18 protein-coding genes are annotated in these 17,625 nt (G+C 69.9%); 4 read left to right on the forward strand and 14 right to left on the reverse strand.

The genetic code is table 11. The annotated features are described in order from the left end of the window. Positions 1–92 precede the first annotated feature (92 nt). A complete protein-coding gene (locus EGH23_RS01045; RefSeq protein WP_220578180.1) occupies positions 93–263 on the forward strand; it encodes an HVO_0758 family zinc finger protein in 171 nt (56 codons plus the stop codon). Between the two features lie 27 nt (positions 264–290). Here the strand turns inward: EGH23_RS01045 and EGH23_RS01050 are convergent, their stop codons facing one another. From EGH23_RS01050 to EGH23_RS26230, 13 genes are all read right to left on the reverse strand, one after another. After that, positions 291–1,376, reverse strand: coding sequence for an aldo/keto reductase (locus tag EGH23_RS01050; protein WP_220578181.1), 1,086 nt, complete (start codon positions 1,374–1,376; stop codon positions 291–293). 63 nt (positions 1,377–1,439) lie between these two features. Beyond that, on the reverse strand, positions 1,440–2,639 hold the full coding sequence (locus tag EGH23_RS01055; RefSeq protein ID WP_220578182.1) for a DHH family phosphoesterase: 1,200 nt from the start codon (positions 2,637–2,639) through the stop codon (positions 1,440–1,442). A gap of 43 nt (positions 2,640–2,682) precedes the next feature. Next, on the reverse strand, positions 2,683–3,567 hold the full coding sequence (locus tag EGH23_RS01060; RefSeq protein ID WP_220578183.1) for an SDR family oxidoreductase: 885 nt from the start codon (positions 3,565–3,567) through the stop codon (positions 2,683–2,685). Positions 3,568–3,569: 2 nt separating this feature from the next. Continuing rightward, on the reverse strand, positions 3,570–3,998 hold the full coding sequence (locus EGH23_RS01065) for a DUF5791 family protein (RefSeq protein ID WP_220578184.1): 429 nt from the start codon (positions 3,996–3,998) through the stop codon (positions 3,570–3,572). Between the two features lie 60 nt (positions 3,999–4,058). Beyond that, the gene (locus EGH23_RS01070) at positions 4,059–4,589 is read right to left on the reverse strand and encodes a DUF7286 family protein (RefSeq protein ID WP_425433198.1); all 531 of its coding nucleotides are present in this window, start codon (positions 4,587–4,589) and stop codon (positions 4,059–4,061) included. Then, entirely contained in the window at positions 4,574–5,443 is an 870-nt protein-coding gene (locus tag EGH23_RS01075; protein WP_220578186.1) for a DUF7286 family protein, read from the reverse strand. Before EGH23_RS01075 ends, EGH23_RS01070 begins: the two co-directional genes overlap by 16 nt. Next, entirely contained in the window at positions 5,440–6,321 is an 882-nt protein-coding gene (locus EGH23_RS01080) for a DUF7284 family protein (protein WP_220578187.1), read from the reverse strand. Before EGH23_RS01080 ends, EGH23_RS01075 begins: the two co-directional genes overlap by 4 nt. After that, positions 6,318–6,707, reverse strand: a complete 390-nt coding sequence (locus EGH23_RS01085; protein ID WP_220578188.1) for a DUF7285 family protein — start codon at positions 6,705–6,707, stop codon at positions 6,318–6,320. Before EGH23_RS01085 ends, EGH23_RS01080 begins: the two co-directional genes overlap by 4 nt. Continuing rightward, positions 6,688–7,155: a DUF7283 family protein gene (locus tag EGH23_RS01090; protein ID WP_220578189.1), complete on the reverse strand. Its 468-nt coding sequence runs from the start codon at positions 7,153–7,155 to the stop codon at positions 6,688–6,690. The genes EGH23_RS01085 and EGH23_RS01090 overlap by 20 nt, the downstream gene beginning before the upstream one ends. Positions 7,156–7,193: 38 nt before the next feature. After that, on the reverse strand, positions 7,194–8,891 hold the full coding sequence (locus tag EGH23_RS01095; protein WP_220578190.1) for a type II secretion system F family protein: 1,698 nt from the start codon (positions 8,889–8,891) through the stop codon (positions 7,194–7,196). Continuing rightward, positions 8,888–10,762, reverse strand: coding sequence for an ATPase, T2SS/T4P/T4SS family (locus EGH23_RS01100; RefSeq protein ID WP_220578191.1), 1,875 nt, complete (start codon positions 10,760–10,762; stop codon positions 8,888–8,890). Before EGH23_RS01100 ends, EGH23_RS01095 begins: the two co-directional genes overlap by 4 nt. Next, positions 10,755–11,252: a DUF7311 family protein gene (locus EGH23_RS01105; RefSeq protein ID WP_220578192.1), complete on the reverse strand. Its 498-nt coding sequence runs from the start codon at positions 11,250–11,252 to the stop codon at positions 10,755–10,757. Before EGH23_RS01105 ends, EGH23_RS01100 begins: the two co-directional genes overlap by 8 nt. Continuing rightward, complete coding sequence (locus EGH23_RS26230; RefSeq protein WP_236044586.1) at positions 11,249–11,818, reverse strand: DUF7310 family coiled-coil domain-containing protein; 570 nt, start codon at positions 11,816–11,818, stop codon at positions 11,249–11,251. The genes EGH23_RS01105 and EGH23_RS26230 overlap by 4 nt, the downstream gene beginning before the upstream one ends. A gap of 88 nt (positions 11,819–11,906) precedes the next feature. Between EGH23_RS26230 and EGH23_RS01115 the strand changes: the two genes are divergently transcribed. Then, the gene (locus EGH23_RS01115; RefSeq protein WP_220578193.1) at positions 11,907–12,272 is read left to right on the forward strand and encodes a DUF7966 family protein; all 366 of its coding nucleotides are present in this window, start codon (positions 11,907–11,909) and stop codon (positions 12,270–12,272) included. Between the two features lie 29 nt (positions 12,273–12,301). On the opposite strand, the gene EGH23_RS01120 is transcribed toward EGH23_RS01115, so the two are convergent. After that, positions 12,302–13,489 (reverse strand): M24 family metallopeptidase, encoded by a 1,188-nt coding sequence (locus EGH23_RS01120; RefSeq protein ID WP_220579199.1) that lies wholly within the window; start codon positions 13,487–13,489, stop codon positions 12,302–12,304. A 122-nt stretch (positions 13,490–13,611) separates the two neighbouring features. Between EGH23_RS01120 and mre11 the strand changes: the two genes are divergently transcribed. Continuing rightward, the gene (gene mre11 / locus EGH23_RS01125; protein WP_220578194.1) at positions 13,612–14,919 is read left to right on the forward strand and encodes a DNA double-strand break repair protein Mre11; all 1,308 of its coding nucleotides are present in this window, start codon (positions 13,612–13,614) and stop codon (positions 14,917–14,919) included. Positions 14,920–14,932: 13 nt separating this feature from the next. Continuing rightward, entirely contained in the window at positions 14,933–17,611 is a 2,679-nt protein-coding gene (rad50, locus tag EGH23_RS01130; protein ID WP_220578195.1) for a DNA double-strand break repair ATPase Rad50, read from the forward strand. Positions 17,612–17,625: the final 14 nt, after the last annotated feature.

Genomic DNA, 17,625 nt, shown 5'->3' on the forward strand with positions numbered 1-17,625 from the left:
TCGCCGGGACACGTACGCGGTTCGTCGCTAAGCCCCGAACAAGGTTCCGGAACGCCGCGGTCTTTTTACCCGCGGGTGTCACAGGGAGGCACATGGACTCGGTCAGGAAGGGACTGCGGGCCGGCGACATCGAGAAAGACAACTACGGGCGACTCTCCTGTACCACCTGCGAGGAGTCGCTGGCGACGAACAACGACCCCGCGGAGGTCGGTAAGGTGCGCGTCTGTCCCGACTGCGGGAGCGAGTGGAAGGAGCTGGGTTGAGAGTCGGCTCTACGAGCGGTCGTCTCCTCACTCGAAGACGGCGTCGAAGGCGTCCGCACCGAGCGGTTCGTACCGGCCGGCGTCGACGTTCTCTCGCGCGTGTTCGACGCTCCCCATTCCGACCAGCGAGCAGGTCACGCCGGGGGCGCTCCGCGAGAAGTTGAGCGCGCGCTGGGCGCGGGTCTCGCCGTCGAGTTTCGCCTCGACGCTCTCCGGCATCTCCTCCGCGAGTCGGCCCTGCATGATGGAGGCGCTCGTGAACACGTTCAGGCCGGCGTCCTGCGCGAACCACAGCGCCGATTGGGCACCGTCGGCCCCCTCGTGCGCCTCGACGCTGAACGCGTCGGCCATGAACACGTTGAACGGGCACTGGATGGCCCGGAAGTGCGTCGCCGTGTTGCCGACCGTCTTCGCCGCCGCTCTGGCCCGCTCGGCGACCTCGGGCAGCGAGAGGTAGCTGTCGTGGGACTGCGGGACGCGGAAGGCCTCCCACGTCGCTACGCCGTAGTGGTTCAGGTCGCCGTCGGCCGCCCGCTCCTCCAGTCGCTCGAACGCCGCTTCTAACTGATCGTACACGTCCTCGCGGCTGTTCTCGGCCAGTTGCGTCTCGGGGTTGTGGACGTAGTAGAGGTCGACCGCGTCCACGCCGAGGTTGTCGAGCGAGCGGTCCAACTGGTCGTCGAGAAAGTCCGGAGCGATGCAGTGCTGGCCGCTGACGAGGTCATCGCGGTCGACGATGCCGGTATCGAGATACTCCGACCTAATGAACTCGCCCGGGTCGTCGGGCCGTTCGCCGTCGAACGGGACGAACCCGCCCTTGGTGGCGACGACGACGCTCTCTCGGTCCACGTCGGCGTCGGAGAGCGCTCGACCGACGACGCGCTCGGAGCGCTGATGGCGGTAGTTGATCGCGGTGTCGACGACGTTGACCCCCGACTCCAGCGCGGTCACGATGGCGTCGTGATAGGCGTCGTCTCGCTCGTCGGTCGGGTCGCCCAGATACGTGCCGACGCCGATGCTGGAGACGATACCGTCTCCGAAGCGGCGATAGAAGGTGCGTGCGAACTCGTCGTGGTCGTCCCGGTACGCCCAGGTCCCCTCGCGTGTTGCCATACCACCGCTTCGAGACGACGAGGCAAAAGGGGCGAGATTCCGACGGGGCGACGACCGCCGGGCTCAGCGCTCGCCGGACATCGAATCGAAGACGCGCTTCTGTAGGTCGCTCCGGGAGACGCCGTCGCTCGGGCCGAGCCCCTCCAGATACTCGACGGGGATCTGTCCGCCGCCCATCCGCGCGTGGCCGCCGCCCTCGGCCATCGGGATGTTCTCGACGGCGGCCTCGATGGCCCGTCCGATGTGGACCCGGTCGTCGCGCGAGCGGCCGGCGATGCGGAGCGTTCCGTTGCTCTCGCCGACGACGACGACGGCCGAGACGCCCTCTAACCGCTCCAGTTCGTCGGCGGCTTGGGGGATCGCGTCGGTGTTCGACACCTTGCCGACGTCGCTGTACGCGAACGGCGCTCGGACCACGCGGGAGGTGATCGCTCGCGCCTTCACGTCCAACACTTCGGCGTCTATCTGCGGGTTGGCGATGCGGTTCAACAGGTCGCCGTCCATCCCCTCGTAGAGGTACGCCGCGGCGGCGAAGTCCGAGGAGGAACAGCCGTTCGTCAGCGACCGGGTGTCCGACTGGATGCCGTACACCATCCCGGTCGCGACGTGGCTCGGAACGGCGTGGTCCGGAACGCCGGCCGTATCGACGCCGCCGTCGGTGAGCGCCGTGTCGACGTCGTAGAAGTTCCAGTTCAGCGATTCGAAGTACTCCGCGAAAATGGTCGCACAGGCCCCGGTGTCGGTTCGGACGTCGGTGAACCGCTCACCTGTCCCGTCACCGGGATGGTGGTCGACGACGGCGACGGGGTCGAGGTCGCCGGCCCCCGGGAACCCCCGCGGCTCGTTGTGATCGACCAGCACGACGTTGGACGGGGCGATGTCCTCGACCGTCTCGACCCGGTCGAAATCGAGGTCGAGTACCGTCTCGAACGCGCGGTTCTCCGGTCGCCGGATCTCGCCGGGGTAGTAGAGCGCCGCGTTCGTGTCGACGGCCGACGCGAGCTGTCGGACCGCCAGCGCAGACGACATCGCGTCCGGGTCCGGATTCGGATGCATCAGAACCGCGATCTCCTCGTACCCCGATAGGACCGACTGGAGCCGTTCGGCCGGTGTCCGCGTGAGATACCGGTATCCGAACGCCACCGCACCGACGACGACGAGGAGCGCGACGACGATCCCGGCGACCTGGAACGGGTTGTCGCTGGCGTACGCGGCTGCCCCCTCCGCCAGCGCGGCCAGCTCTCCGGCGGCCACCAGTAACATGTAGGTAGATGGTTCCGGATGCGATAAGAAGGTTCCCCCGGGTTTAGGCTGCCAGATACGCCTCGATTGCGGGCCAGTAGCCCTCTCGAAACGTCGGATAGTGAAAGTCGTAGCCGAGCGATCGGAGGAGTTCGTTGGAACAGCGCTTGCTCGTCCGGACGCGTCGACTCGCCGTCTCCGAGAGGTCATCTTCGGCCAGCCGCTCGTCTTTGGTCTGTTTCTCGGGGAACGGCACGTCACACTGCTCTGCGAGCCAGTCGGCGAAGGCCCACTTCTCGACGGGTTCGTCGTCCACGACCAGCACGACCTCCTCGCGGTGGCCTCCTTCCAGCAGGAACCGCACCGCTCCGGCGGCGTCGTCCCGGTGGACCATGTTGAGATAGCCCGCGGTGACCGGCCCCTCCAGATACCGGTCCAGCCGATACCGGTCGGGACCGTACAGCCCCGCGAAGCGAGCGACCGATCCGTGGCCGCCGCGTTCGACCGGGCGTTCGCGGGCGATGCGCTCGGCTTCGGCCAGCACCTCGGTCTTCTCGGTCTGCGGGTCGAGCGGCGTCTCCTCGTCCACCCAGTCGCCGTCGTGGTCGCCGTAGACGCCCGTACTGGAGGTATAGACGAGTCGCTCCGGCGGGTCGTCGCGCGACCAGAAATGGTCGATAGCCGTTCGCAGGCCCTCGACGTACACCTCGCGGGCGGCCTCGGCCCCGCGGCCGCCGGAGCTGGCCGCGAAGACCACCCAGTCGGCGTCCGGGACGGCCGACAGCGCGTCGGCGTCGGTCACGTCGGCCCGTACCGCGTCGAAGCCGGCCTCTTCGATAGCCGCGACGCCGTCGTCCGAGCGCCGGACGCCGACGACGTCGTGGTCGGCTCGCAACTGTCGACCCAGTTCTATTCCGACGTAGCCACAGCCGAGGATGGCGATCCGCATGGTTACCGCTGTTCGCCCTCGATGTAACTGTGAAGCACGGCGTACTCTGCGAGCGTCATCGGGTAACGACCCTCTATCTTCTGTTGGATCTCTTTGGGTTCCATCTCGTCGTCGATACCCGAGGCCAGCGACTCGACGTCCATCACGGCCGTCGTCATCCCCATGAGGAGGATGTCCTGTGCCTCCGCCTGCACGGCGTCGGCGTCGGGATACTCGGGGCCGGTCCCGAGGATCGCGGCGGCCTCTTCTAAGGGGAGGTCGGCGGCGTCGCCGTCCGCGACGCGTCGCACCGTCGTCTCGTCCAGATCAGTCTCTTCGACGACTCTCTCGACGCCGACCGATTCGACCGCGGCCGCGAGCATCGACTCGTAGGCCGCGAGTAACTCGTCGGGCGACCGCTCGCCCGCCTCGGGAAACTCCGCTCTGAGCATGGGCGTCGGTACGGCCGGGGGGTACTTGTCGGTGTCACTCTCGGCGTCCGACCGGTGACCTCACTTCCCGGCGTTTGGCCACCCAGCCGACGTCTCGACGGCCTGTCCGTCCTTGTCGCCGACGCCGCGCGGTTTGGGACCGACGACGACCACGACGCCCGTCTCCGCGCGGAACCGGAGTCGTTCGTTCCGCCCGAGTACCTCGCGCTCGTCGTCGTCGTCCACGTCTAGTCGAACGGTCGCGCCGTCGCGGACGTAGGTCGTGGTCGCGCCCGGCGTCGTCGGTGTCCCGTGGTTCGCGGCGACCGCGAAGCGGGCGTACTCGCCCTCGACGGAGACCCACCAGAGGTTCGTCGTCGCGTACCACGAGACGGGGCCGAGCCACGGTGCGATCGGCAGTCCCGCGGGCAGGACCTCCTCGCCGAACCGCTTCTTCGCCAGTTGCTTCGCCCGGTGTTCTGTCGCGTTAGCGACGGTAACGTGGAGCGCCTCGCGCGCCACTGTTCGCGTCGCCGAGGCGGTTCGATTCACGACCGGCTCTCGGGGCCGTGCGATAGGACGTTTCAGCGCGTCGTTTACCGTCCCCGACAGCCGAACCCGGAGCCAGTGACAAGGTCCTCGAGGCCGGTCATCGCCGTCGCCTCGGTGAGCGCCTGGCGGCCGTTCGGATCGCTCCGGCCGAACGTCGACCGCTGGACGCCCAGTAGCGCGCCGTTGGCCGCGAGGCTGACGTGCCGGTTAGCGAGGACGTTCTCGATCGGCACGCCGCCGAACTGGGCGTAGCCGCGCGCCCACACCATCGGATACAGCCGCGCGGTCAGGCGCTGACTCAGCCCAGGGTGATCTATCGGTGCATACAGTCGCGTCTCGTAGGTCTCCATCTGGTCGTGGAGCATGAGCACCGGCGTCGTGACCGTCACCGTCGGGGAGATATCCCGGCGAGTCAGCACCCGGTCGCCGCGCCGAGCGGTCAGCGTGACGTTCTCGACGGTCGCTCGCAGGGCTGTGTCGTTCTCCCCCGCGCGCTCGACAGTGATTCGGTCGATAGCGTTTCGATAGCCCTCGGTCGTCTCGATAGCCGGGAGACTCGCCGTGGCCTCGACGCCCTCGCTCGTCGCTTCGACGCGCCGGAGGCGGTCGCGGACCTGCAGATACACCCGCAACCGCAACGCATCCCGGAAGGGTTGACTGTCGTTCAGCGCCCGTCCGGCGGGCGTATCGGCCGGTTCGAGTACCGGACTCGCGGCGGCTCGGCGACCGGCGGTCGCCACCCCGTCTCGAATTGCGGTCTGCGTCGCCGCCGATGCCCGGTCGAGCGTGCGCTCGACAGCAGTGTCGCTAGGTACCGGGTCGGGGGTGAGCGTCGGCGCGAGCGTGAGGCTGCTCACGAGCAGGAGGACGCCCAGCAGAGCAAAGGGAACGCGGCCCCGCGTGTCGTCTCTCACGGCGACCACGTCCTGACCGTGATTCGGACGGTGCCGGTCTCGACGGTACCGGCCGCGGCCCGCGGCGAGCCGAACCGGGCGCGCATGTCCCGTTCGAAGGTATCGGTGAGCGACGCCGTCAGCCGGTCGTTGAGTCGCGTCGCGTTCTCCGTCCGAACAGGCAGCCGCCCGGCGTCGGTAAGCGCTGCCATCCGCCGGTATCGAGTCGCCATCAGCGTATCGGCGGGGTAGTCGCCGCGCAGGGCCAGTTGGACCTGCGAGGGCGGGAACAGGCCGTCGACGACGGCGCGGGCGACGACGGCGGCGACCCCGCGAAACCCACTCGTCCGGGCGGTGCGGGTCGCACGCTCGCGCATGTCGGCCATCGGGCTCGGTACCGTCAGCGTCGCGGCCCGCGCGTCCGCGGTGGGCGGGGGTCGCTCGCCGACGCGCGTCGTCGCCGCCATCGGTGCGCCGCGGTACGGTTCCCAGCGGACGCGAACCGCGCTGACTCGGCCCGGCTCGCGTCGTTCGGTGAGGCGTGAGCGCGTCGTCTCGGCGACCGCCCGCTCGAAGTCGGTCCCGGCCGTCGATAGCCGTCGCTTCTCGACCGCGACGTTGCTCATCGCGGCGTCGGCGAGCAGTTGGGCGACGGTGCCGTGAGCGGTGCGCCGGTGGCGCGCCGTCGCGTTCGCGGTCCAGTCGGGCGGCGACCCCGGCGGTTCCAGCGCGTAGCTGACGTGAGCGGTGCTGGTACCGAGCAGTTCCGCCTGATCGGCGGCCGGGTTGCTCCTCGCCGTCGGGTCGTCCGCGACGCCGCCGAGGACGGCCGCCGCCGCGGCACCGAGCAACAGCAGAAACAGCGTCACGTCGAGGACGGTGCTCGTCGCGCGACTCATCGCCAGACACACACCCTGAGCGTGCCGCGGCGAACGGTCGCCGGGCCGAGCGCGACGCTCACCGTCCGGTGGTCGCGGGACGCGTCGGTCTGCGGCGTGGGACCGACGCTCCAGCGACGTTCGGCCCGAAGCGTGACGTTCGCTTCGTAACCGGTCGGAACCGCCGAGAGCGCCCCATCGAGTCGTTCCGGGTCCACGACGCCGGCGGTGGTCAGGTGTCGCTCGACGGCGTCGGCGGTCGGGGCCGCGACGTTCCGCTCGCCGCTCGTCGCCGCCAGCGCGTCGTCGAGGACGCCCGCGTACAGCGCCAGTCCCGCTGAGACGGCGAAGACTGCCACCAGCGCCGCGAGCGGTTCGGTCGCGCCCCTAGCCGACGAGCGTGACATCGACGCCTCCCCAGGCGACTCGCCTGACGGTCACTCGCTCGGGTGCCGGTCGCCACTCGCCGGCGGCAGTTCCGGTCTCGGCGCGCTCGACCGCTCGACGAAACCCCGCCGGTGACCCGAACAGCTCCGACGGACGGCGACCGTCCAGCGCGGCCGCGAGTCGTCCCTCGACGGCCGGGACGACGGACCTGAGAAACGTCGCGTGAGCGGTGCCGCCGTCAGCCCGTAACCCGACCTGCCGACTCGTCAGCGTCCACTCGGTAGCAGTCAGGTCGCGGGTGGCGACCGACCCCGGCGGACTGGTAGCGATCTCGTCGACTGTCGCCGCGGTCGCGGCGGCGTCTGGTGGTGCTGTCGAAGGCGATTCAACAACGACGCCGAGAACGGCGACGCTGACAGCGGCCAGCGCCACCCAGACGAACGGCGTCTCCGCGTGTGTCTCGAGCATGCGACTGGGTGGCCCCGTTCTCCGATTTAAACTCGTGGTCAGACGAGCAGACGGGTGGCGACGACGGCGACGAGGTACACCGCCGTCGCCGAACAGAGCGCCAGTCCGACGCGGTAGCCGACGAGCGCGCGGTCCAGCCCCCGGTGGAGCCCCGTCGAGAGCGCGGTCAGGACCGCTGCGAGGACGAGGCAGTACCAGCCGACGACCGGGCCGAGGTGACCGGCCGAGACGGCTTCGATCGGGCCGCCGCTCCGCATGGACTCCGCCAGCGCCACCGTCGCGCCGCCGACCAGCGGCCCGAACAGCGCGCCGGTGTTCGAGAGCGTCCCGGTGATCTGTGCGAGGTCCCGGCGCGTCTCCCGTTCGACCGCCGCGAGTTCGTCGAGGTGGTCGCCCATCGTGGCGACGCTGTCGCCCGCCGGTGGCCCGATGGATGCGGCCGCGTCCAGCAGCGTCGCAGCCTGTCGGAGTCGCGGACTCGGCAACTCGTCGAGAGCGCCGTGATCCCCGCGGAACGCCGACTCGACGCTGCAACCGAGCCGCTGCTGGCGGGCGAGCGTCGCGTCGAGCAGAGCAGCGAGCGGGTCGGCCGTCACCTCGGCCGTCTCGGCGATCGCTGCCTCCACCGATAGGCCACGGTCGACGCGCCGTCCGATGGCCGACAGCGCGTCCGGCAGGGTCTCCTCGACGGCCGTAACGCGCTCGCGTACCTGCCTCACCGGTCGGTAGTGGACGACCAGTGCCGTCCCCGCGCCCGCGCCGAGCGCGGTGATAGGTGTCCCCCATCCCGGAACGACGCTATGTCCGACTAGCCAGCCGAAAACGGCCGCGAGGCCGCCACCGAGGAGCGCTGGCGTCGGCGTCGACGGGACGTCCGGGTGACTCCGCGGCACGGTCGCCGGCGGGAAGGCGACCGGGCGCCGGGCCAGTAGCCACCCGCTGGCGACGACCAGCCCGCTCGGGAGGCCGACACCGTACGTCAGGGCGAGCAACGTCGGCGTGACGGCGACGCCCGCCGCGGCGGCCGCCGGGAGGAGCGAAACGAACGCCAGCGGGAGGAGGACGCCGAAAGCGTACAGCCCGGTCGCCGGCGCGCGGAGGTCGGCGGCGAAGCGCGCCATCTCCTCGCGCGTCCCGTCGAGGACGTACCGTCGAGCCGTCGAGCGCACTGCCGCGCGCTCGGCTGCGGGGACGACGGCCGCTCGTTCGACGCACCTCACCGCTCGCCCGAGCGCCGGAAACTGATCGTCCCACGCCGCCGCGAACGCGCGTACCCCGCTCCGCGCCGTCCCGCGCGCCCGAAGCCGGTGTCGCCGTAGTCGGTCGGCCAGCAGTCCGTCGCTGGCCGCCGTAGCGAAGACCGTCGCTCGCTCCGCGCTGGGCCACAGCGTCACGCCGAGGACGAGCGTGACGACCAGCGAGGGGGCGGCCCCGAGCGCTCGGACGCGTCGCGCCCGTGCGGCCAGCGGAACCCCGTAGCGCCCCGCGAGCGCGACGCCGACCGCCGCGAGGAGACAGGTACCACCCCCTAGCACTGCGAGGCCGCCGGTCCCGACCGACAGGACGGCGAGTCCAGCCAGCCAGAACCCGACCGCGAGCGCGTAGCTCGCGCCGAGGAGCCGTGCCGGGTCGCGGTCGACGCCCAAGAATCGGCACGCTCGCTCGTATTCTGTCGGGACGGTGAGGAAGTCGTCCCACGCCGGTCGCAGTCCCTCGGACGCGGCTCGCTCCGTCATCGTCCGTCCTCGGCCGCGTCGGTCGCGGCGACCGTAGTCACCGACCCGACCGGTGTCGGCGCACCGTCCGCGAACGATTCCATCCGCGTTCGAATCACCTCCAGGACGCGCTCGTAGGACTCGCCGGCGTGAGCGAGCGATTCGACGAGGTGACTCGTCCCCCGGGCGAGTCGGCCGGTCGCCGTCGCCCGCCCCGACCCGTCCCGCTCGAACAGCGGCTCGAAGCCGACGCCGTCGCCGCGGTCGATCACCTCCTCGACGGCCGCGACGCCTCGCCCGGCCTCGTCCGTCGGCGGCGCGAGCGTCACGACGAGGTCGGTCGCGGCGAACGCGCTTTCGGGGACGCCGAGGTCGGCGACGAGGCGTTCGCGGACGGCCGCGCCGCCGGAACCGTGAATCGTCCCCAGGACCGCGCTGTCGCCGCTGCCGACCCGCATCGCCTCGTAGAGAACGCTCGCCTCTTCACCGCGCACTTCGCCGACGACGAGCGCGCCGTCGCCGAGTCGGAGCGCGGTTCGAAGCGCCTCGGCGGCGTCGATAGACGGGCCATCTCCGCTCGCCGTCCGCAGCGGTTGAACGTCTCGGCCCTCGCTCTGGAGGTCCGAGACCGGGAGCTCCGGCGTGTCCTCGAGGACGATAGCTCTGACCGCCGGCGGGAGTTCCCAGAGGAGCGCGCCGAGCGTCGTCGTCTTCCCCGCCCCGCGCGGGCCGGCGACCAGACAGGCCGCACCGCGCTCGACGGCCACCGAGAGTAACCCGGCGACCGCCGGCGAGAGGGTGCCGTTCCCGACGAACTCCGACAGCCGCCAGCGAGTCCCGTCGTGTGCGCGGAAGGCGAACGCCAGCCCGTCACTGACCGGTTCGCCGACGCCGGCGACGCGAACCCGTCTCCCGGCGACGGTGGCCGTCGCGTCCAGCGTCGGACTCGCCCGCGAGAACGCTCGGCCGCTCGTCCGTCGGAAGGTCGACGCGAGCGCCCGCGCCCCCTCGCTCGTCAGCCGCACGTTCGTCCGCATCGTCTCGCCCTCGACTTCGACGCGCAGTCGCGTGTCGGCGACGGGAGCGGTGGCGAACGCGTCCGAGACGCGGGTATCCGCGAACAGGTCTTCGAGGATACCGAGTCCCCGAGTGTGTTTCCGGAGCACGGCCGCAACCGCCGCCGCCGTCGTCCCGTCCTCAGTGACGGCGTCGGCCGCTTCGTGCGCCGTCACGCGCTCGCCGGCAGCGGACGCGAGTCGGTCCACGGCTTCGGCGAGCAGTCGCGTCGTCTCGGGATCGAACTCGTGTTCCGTCGGTCGGACGTGGTAGGTGTCGAGCGCGTCGGGCGATTCGTATCGACGAACGACCGCGCCGGTCTCGACCGTTCGCCGGTCGCGGAGCGAGGCGTTCGCCGGCGGCGCGGTGGCGACGCGGGCGTCGCTCACCGTCGGTCCGACGTACGGGTCGAGCCCGCTCTCGGCCGTCGCTCGCTCGGCGAGTAGCGAGAGACCGGTCTCTGCCACGAGGTCCGCGACCGGTCCGGCACGACCGGCGGCTTCCGTCGCCGCGGACAGCGGTTCGCGGCGAGCCCGCATCGCCAATCGCTCGTCGATCGGTTCGACGCGAGTCGCGAACCGACCGGCCGCGACGAGGAGCGCGGGCGAATCGTCGAGATACGCGCGCTCCACGCCGTCGCTGGTCGCGACGACGGCGTCCACGTCGGCGTCGCCGAGCGCCGCGATCACCGTCGCTCGACAGGCCGGCGATTCGCCGAGATGCCCACTTTCCGGACAGTCCTCGGCCGAGACGACGAGTCGGTCCCCTTCGAAGGCCGCCGAACAGCGACAGTCGGCGTCCCCGTCGCCGCTGTCGGTCGTGAACCAGCTACGCATCGACGCTCCCTCCGGCACTACCTTCCATACTGCCTTCGCCTTCCAGAGCATTCAGTCGGCGGACCGTCACGACCCGCCGTCCGTCCCGCAGTTCCAGCGCGAATACGAGGCGGTGGCCGCCCGAGTCGCTGATCGAGAACGGTCCGTCGACCGGTCGAATCGGAACGTCGACGAGGCGTCGCGTGTGCGATGCGTCGCGCACTCGCCAACTAGCGAACCCGACGCCCCGGCGAGTGTGAAAGCGAAGCTCGGCGACGGCGGCGCTCGCCGGACCGTCCGCGGGGAGGTTCACGGTTACGACGCGGCGCGCGCCGGGTCCCCGCGTCGGGGAGTCGATAGCGACCATCGTCCCGAGGCGTTCCGCGAGCGCCGACAGTTGCCGCTCGACGGTGGCGTCGGCCGCGTCGGCCCGCGCCGTCGAGAGAGCCGGCGCGCTGACCGACAGCAGCGCCGCGGTGAGCGCGACGCCGAGAGCGAGCCGGAGTATCACAGTACCGACCGAATCCGTTCGATGACGCCGGGGTCCTGCCGGGAGTCGGCGCGATCGTCGGCGCGAGTCGAGGCGGCGAGGTCGGCCGCGTCGGTGCCGGACGAGCGGCGTCGCAGCGCGTCGGTCTCGGCTGCCGAAGCGTCACCCGTGCCATAGGTCGCCCCTGCGGGAGTCTCCGCCGGCGTCGTCGCGTCGGCTGACGCGGCCGTCTCGGCTCGGGCGGGTTTCTCGGCCGAGCCCCGTTCGGCGGTCGCGGCTTCGGTGGCGGGCGGCTGTCGGCCGTCGAATCGCCGCTCCAGTTCTTCGACAGCAGCGAGCGCGGCGTCGGCACGCCGTTCGACGTCCTGGTTGACCGAGCGGACGTTCCCGACGTATCCGCGGAGGGCCTGCGTCGCGGCTTCGAGTTCGCTCGCTCGGTCATCTAACTCTCCGAGTCGCTGTTCGACAGCTTCGACGCGCGCCTGCAGGTCGGCGAGGTCGGTCGCTTCGGGGAACTCGCGGTCACCGTCGGTGACGGCGCGCTCGACGGTTCGAACGCGCTCTTCGAGGGTCTCTGTGTCGGTCATAGCCGTGCGTGGTCTCACGTTGGTATTTGAACTCTCGCCTCGGGTCACAGTGCGAGCCTTCTTACGTGATGACGGGCCCAGACGGCCCGTGACCGACGACGAACAGGTGAGAGCGGCGCTCGCGGCGCTCGCCGGCGGCGAGGGTGAGACGGCGGCCGAGTCGGACGCGGGAGACCGACGCTCGCTCGTCCGGGCGACTTCCGAGCGAGAGGCGGGTGCGAACGACGGGGATGAGTCCGAAGACTATCGCGCGGTCATCGAGCGGGCAGCGACGGCGACGAAAGACGTCGAGGCGGCCGCACAGTTCGTCGAGGACGTCGGCCTCGCCGCGCTCGAATCGGCCGTCGAACGGGCCGAGCGCGAGGTGAGCGAACTGGCGACCGAGGGCCGCGCGGCGCTGGCGGCGTTCGAGCGGTTCCGGTCGGTCGCCGACGGCCGGTCCGAGGAGCGCTGAACGGAACCGCCGGAGGCCGATGTCTCGGCCTACGTTCGGATGGTGTTCGCCTCGATGTCGCGGGGAAAGAACGTCAGCCATTCGATGCCGTCCTCGGTGATGGCGATCGTGTCCGAGTGGCGATAGCCGGCGTCCTCCGTGTAGACGCCCGGTTCGATGGTGTAGACCTGCCCCGGTTGCATCTCGGCGTCGTCGTCGGTGACGTGGTCGGCGTCGGCCCAGCCGCGGTCGACGTACGGCGGCTCGTGTCCGTCCAAACCGATGTTGTGGCCGACGTGGTGGCGCGCCAGATCGACGATGCCCTGTTCCCGGAAGAAATCCTGCACCTGCTCGTCCACGTACGCGATCTCGACGCCGGGGCCGAGCGCGTCGATGGCGGTGTCCTGTGCTTCCTTCATCAGCTCGAAGTAGTGGGCCTGTTCGTCGCTCGGCTCGCCGACGAACATCGTCCGCTCCAGTTCGGAGTGGTAGCCGTCGACGTTGGCCGACGCGCCGGTGACGAGCACGTCGCCCTCCGAGAGCCATTCGTTGGGCGTGTGGCCGTGGGGGAGCGCCGTCTCCTCGCCGGAGATGTAGCCGGCGTGGACCGGGCCGCTCCCGCGGACTCGCTCGACGTAGCTCTCGCCCAGCGTGTCCAGCATCGCCCGCGAGGCGTCCGTCGAGGCCCGCTGGGAGACCGTCGCCGGATGCGCGCCGACCTCGGTGTAGTCCGCGAGGTAGCGGTGGCCGAGGTTGGCCCAGCGCGCGGACTCGCGGATGCAGTCGATCTCGGCGTCGGTCTTCTCCCAGAGCATCCGGTCGACCCACGACTGGGTCTCGACGTCGACGAACTCCGAGAGGGCGGGACCGTCGTAGCCCATCACGCCCGGCGCGCCGTCCGAATCGGCGACGACGCCTTCGACGCCGAGGGTATCGAGCATCTCGGCGGCCGTCTCGATGGGTCGACCCCCCGGATAGTCGAAGTAGTGGTGGACGGCGTCGATGCGCTCGTTGGATTCGACGCGTTCGACCTCCAGTCGCGGCACCGTGATCTCGATGCGGTCCCGCGTGAGCGCGAGCGCCACGGGCCGTTCGGTCTGGATGTGCGCGAACCCGGTGACGTACTCGATGGCCGTCGCGTCGAACCAGACGGCGGCGTCGGCGGCCGTCTCGGCCAGGTACTGACGGACGATCTCGATGCGGCCGCGGTACTCGGACGCCGGGAGCTGCGTCGCCATGCCCTCGCCTTCGATGGAGGGCGTTATAGGCGCGGCGGCGACCTCGCGGTCTCGCGGTCGCCGAACTACTTTCACCGCGGTCACGACACCTCTTTAGGAACCGCTGGCATACGATCCGACAGATGACACGGGTGATACACACCGGCGACACGCACGTCGGGTACCAGCAGTACCACGTACCCGAGCGCCGGCAGGACTTCCTCGACGCCTTCCGTCGGGTCGTCCGTGACGCGATCGAGGGCGACGTCGCCGCCGTCGTCCACGCGGGGGACCTGTTCCACGACCGCCGACCGACGCTCTCCGACATCATGGGGACGCTCTCCGTCTTGGAGGAACTCGCTGAGGCCGACGTTCCGTTTCTCGCCGTCGTGGGCAACCACGAGGCGAAGCGCGACGCGCAGTGGCTCGACCTCTACGAGTCGCTTGGGCTGGCGACGCGCCTCGACGCGGAGCCGACCGTCGTGGGCAATACGGCCTTCTACGGGCTCGACTTCGTCCCCCGCTCCCAGCGTGAGGACTTAGAATACGACTTCGCCGCCCACGACGCCGACCACGCCGCCCTCGTCACGCACGGCCTCTTTCAGCCGTTCGACTACGGCGACTGGGACGCCGCGGAGATCCTCGATGAGTCCTCCGTGGAGTTCGACGCCATGCTGCTGGGCGACAATCACGACCCCGGTAAGCAACAGATCGAGGGATCGTGGGTCACCTACTGCGGGTCGACCGAGCGGGCGAGCGCCAGCGAGCGCGAGGACCGCGGCTACAACATCGTCACGTTCGACGGCGAGACGCGCATCACCCGCCGCGGCATCGACACCCGCGAGTTCGTCTTCGTCGACGTGGAACTCGGTCCCGAGGAGGGGGTCGAACGGGTTCGGAGCCGCGTCGGCGAACACGACGTGGAAGACGCCGTCGTCATCGTCAGCATCGACGGCGACGGCGACCCGATCGCTCCCGCGAGCGTCGAGGAGTACGCGCTGGACGCGGGGGCGCTCGTCGCCCGCGTCACCGACCACCGCGAACTCGCCGCCGACGAGCGAGAGACGAGCGTCAGTTTCGCCGACCCGGACGACGCCGTCGCCGAGCGCGTCCGCGAACTCGGTCTCAGCGGGGCCGCACGGGACATCGACGAGACGGTCCGCGCCTCGAAAGTCGCGGACGCCAACGTCGCGGACACGGTCGAAAATCGGGTGCAGGAGCTCGTCGAAGACGACCCCGACGCGCTGACCGCCGTAGAGTCGACGGACGACGAATCTATCGACGACGAGTCGACGGGCGACGAATCGACGGACGGCGAACCGAAGGCGGCGGAGGCCGACGGGGGACAGACGACGGCCGACGGGCGACCCGCGAGCGACGCGAGCGCAGAGACGACGAGCGCCGACGAGCGCGACGCCGAGGACCAATCCAGCATGGGGGAGTTCCTGTGAGGGGGGGCCGCTGATGCGGTTCCAGCGCGTCGCACTGGAGAACTTCAAGTGCTACGACGACGCCGACCTCACGCTCTCTCCCGGCGTCACCGTCATCCACGGCCTGAACGGCAGCGGGAAGTCGTCGCTGCTCGAGGCCTGTTTCTTCGCCCTCTACGGGTCGAAGGCCATCGACGAGAACTTAGACGAGGTGGTCACCATCGGCGCGGACGACTGCACCGTCGACCTGTGGTTCTCCCACGCCGGCGGCGACTACCACCTCACGCGCCGCGTGCGCAACACCGGCGAGCGGGCGACGACCGCCAAGTGCGTCCTCGAAACGCCCGAGGAGACGTTCGAGGGCGCTCGCGCCGTCCGACGGCGAGTCACCGAACTCCTGCGGATGGACAGCGAGTCGTTCGTCAACTGCGCGTACGTCCGGCAGGGCGAGGTCAACAAGCTCATCAACGCCTCGCCGGGCGAGCGACAGGACATGCTCGACGACCTCCTGCAACTGGGCAAACTGGAGACCTACCGCGAACGGGCCAGCGACGCCCGCGTCGGCGTCAAGCGCGTCCGCGAGGACAAGCAGAGCCGTCTCTCGCAACTGGACGAACAGATCCAGACGAAAGAGGACCGCGACCTCCACGAGCGCCTGAACGGGCTGGAGAGCGAACTGAACGACACCCAGGACGAGATCGAGCGCATCGAGGGACAGCGAGAATCGGCCGCGGACACGCTGGAGCAAGCCAGCGCCGTCTTAGAGGAGTACGAGGAGCGCCGGACCGAACTGGACGAACTGAGCGAGGAGATCTCGGACCTGGAGACCGAGATCACCGAGGCGGAGAGCGAACGGAACGATCTCGAAACGCGCATCTCGGAACTGAAAGAGCGGCGTGAATCGCTCTCGGACGACCTGCGCGAGACGGTCGCGGAGAGCGAGCTGGACGAGGCCGACTCGGATGCGGTCGATGCTCGCCTCGACGAGTTACAGGACCGCGACGAGGAGATCCAAGAGCGCATCACCGAACAGAGCGTCGAGGCGAAAGAGCACAACAGCACCGCCGACTCGCTCGAAGAGCAAGCCGAAGACCTCGGATCGCGCGCCGAGGCGAAGCGAGAGGAGGCCGACGAGGTCGCGTCGACTCTCGAAGACGCCCGCGAGACCATCGCGGACCGCCGGGACAGACTCGACGACATCGACGAGAAAATCGAGGCGCTCGAAGCCCGCTTCGCGGACGCAACGGTGGACCGCGAGTCCGCCGAGGACCACCGCGAGGAGGTGGCCGCCGAACTCGACGAGGCCCGACAGCGAGTGACCGAACTGGAGACGAAACTGCGGAGCGAGCGCGAGTCGCTCCGCGAGGCCGAGGAACTGCTCGAAGAGGGCAAGTGTCCCGAGTGCGGGCAAGACGTCGAGGAGTCGCCCCACGTCGAGTCCATCGAGGACGACCGGGAGCGCGTCGCCGAACTGGAGGCCGACCTCGAATCCGCCCGCGAAACTGTCGAGACGCTCGAGTCGAAACTCGAACGCGCGGAGTCGCTCGCCGACGCCGCCGACCGACTGGCGACGCTCGAAGACAACCGCTCGAACGTCGTCCAACTGGTCGAGGAGAAGGAGTCCGGATTGGCGGCCGACGAAGAGCGGGTCGAACAACTGCGCGAGGACGCCGCGGACCTCGACTCACAGGCCGAGGAAAAGCGCGAAGAAGCCACCGAGAAGCGCGAGGCGGCCGACGACTGCCGGTCGGTCATCGCCGAGTGCAACCGGGAGCGCCAGCGGGTCAAGACGGCCATCCAGCGACTGGAACGGGTCGAGACGCTGCTCGCCGACGTCGAGGAGTGCGAGCGCGAGATCGAACAGCGCCGCGAGACGCGCACGCGGCTGGGCGAGACGAACGACCAGCGCCGGGAACGCCTCGCCGAGAAGCGCGAGCGCAAGCGGGAACTGACCGATCAGGTCGACGAGTCCCGCATCGAGGAGGCGCTCTCGGAGAGACAGCGCGCCGAGAACTACATCGAGAAGGCCGACGCGAAGCTAGAGGAGCTACGCGAGGAGCGCGACGACCTCCAGAGCGCCATCGGGGCCGTCGAGAACGAACTCGACGAACTGGACTCGCTCAGAGAGCGCCGCGAGGAGCTGGCCGGCGAGGTCGAGAAGCTCGAATCCCTGTACGACGAGGCCGAACAGCTACAGGAGATGTACGGTACGCTCCGGGCGGAACTGCGCCAGCGCAACGTCGAGACGCTCGAACGGATGCTGAACGAGACGTTCTCGCTGGTGTACCAGAACGACTCCTACGCCCGCATCGAACTCGACGGCGAGTACCAGTTAACCGTGTTCCAGAAGGACGGCGAACCGCTGGAACCCGAACAGCTCTCCGGCGGCGAGCGGGCGCTGTTCAACCTCAGCCTGCGCTGTGCCATCTACCGGCTGCTCGCTGAGGGAATCGAGGGGTCCGCGCCGATGCCGCCGCTCATCCTCGACGAACCGACCGTCTTCCTCGACTCGGGGCACGTCACGCAGCTGCTCGACCTGATCGAGTACATGCGCGACGACGTCGGCGTCGAGCAGATTCTGGTCGTCAGTCACGACGAGGAGCTCGTCGGCGCGGCCGACGACCTCGTGCGCGTCGAGAAGAACGCCACCTCGAACCGCTCGCGGGTCGACCGCGTCGAGCGAATCGAGGAGACGGTCGCGGAACTGGCCTGAGGCGGCCTGCCTCG

The sequence above is a fragment of the Haloarcula nitratireducens genome (assembly GCF_019599505.1).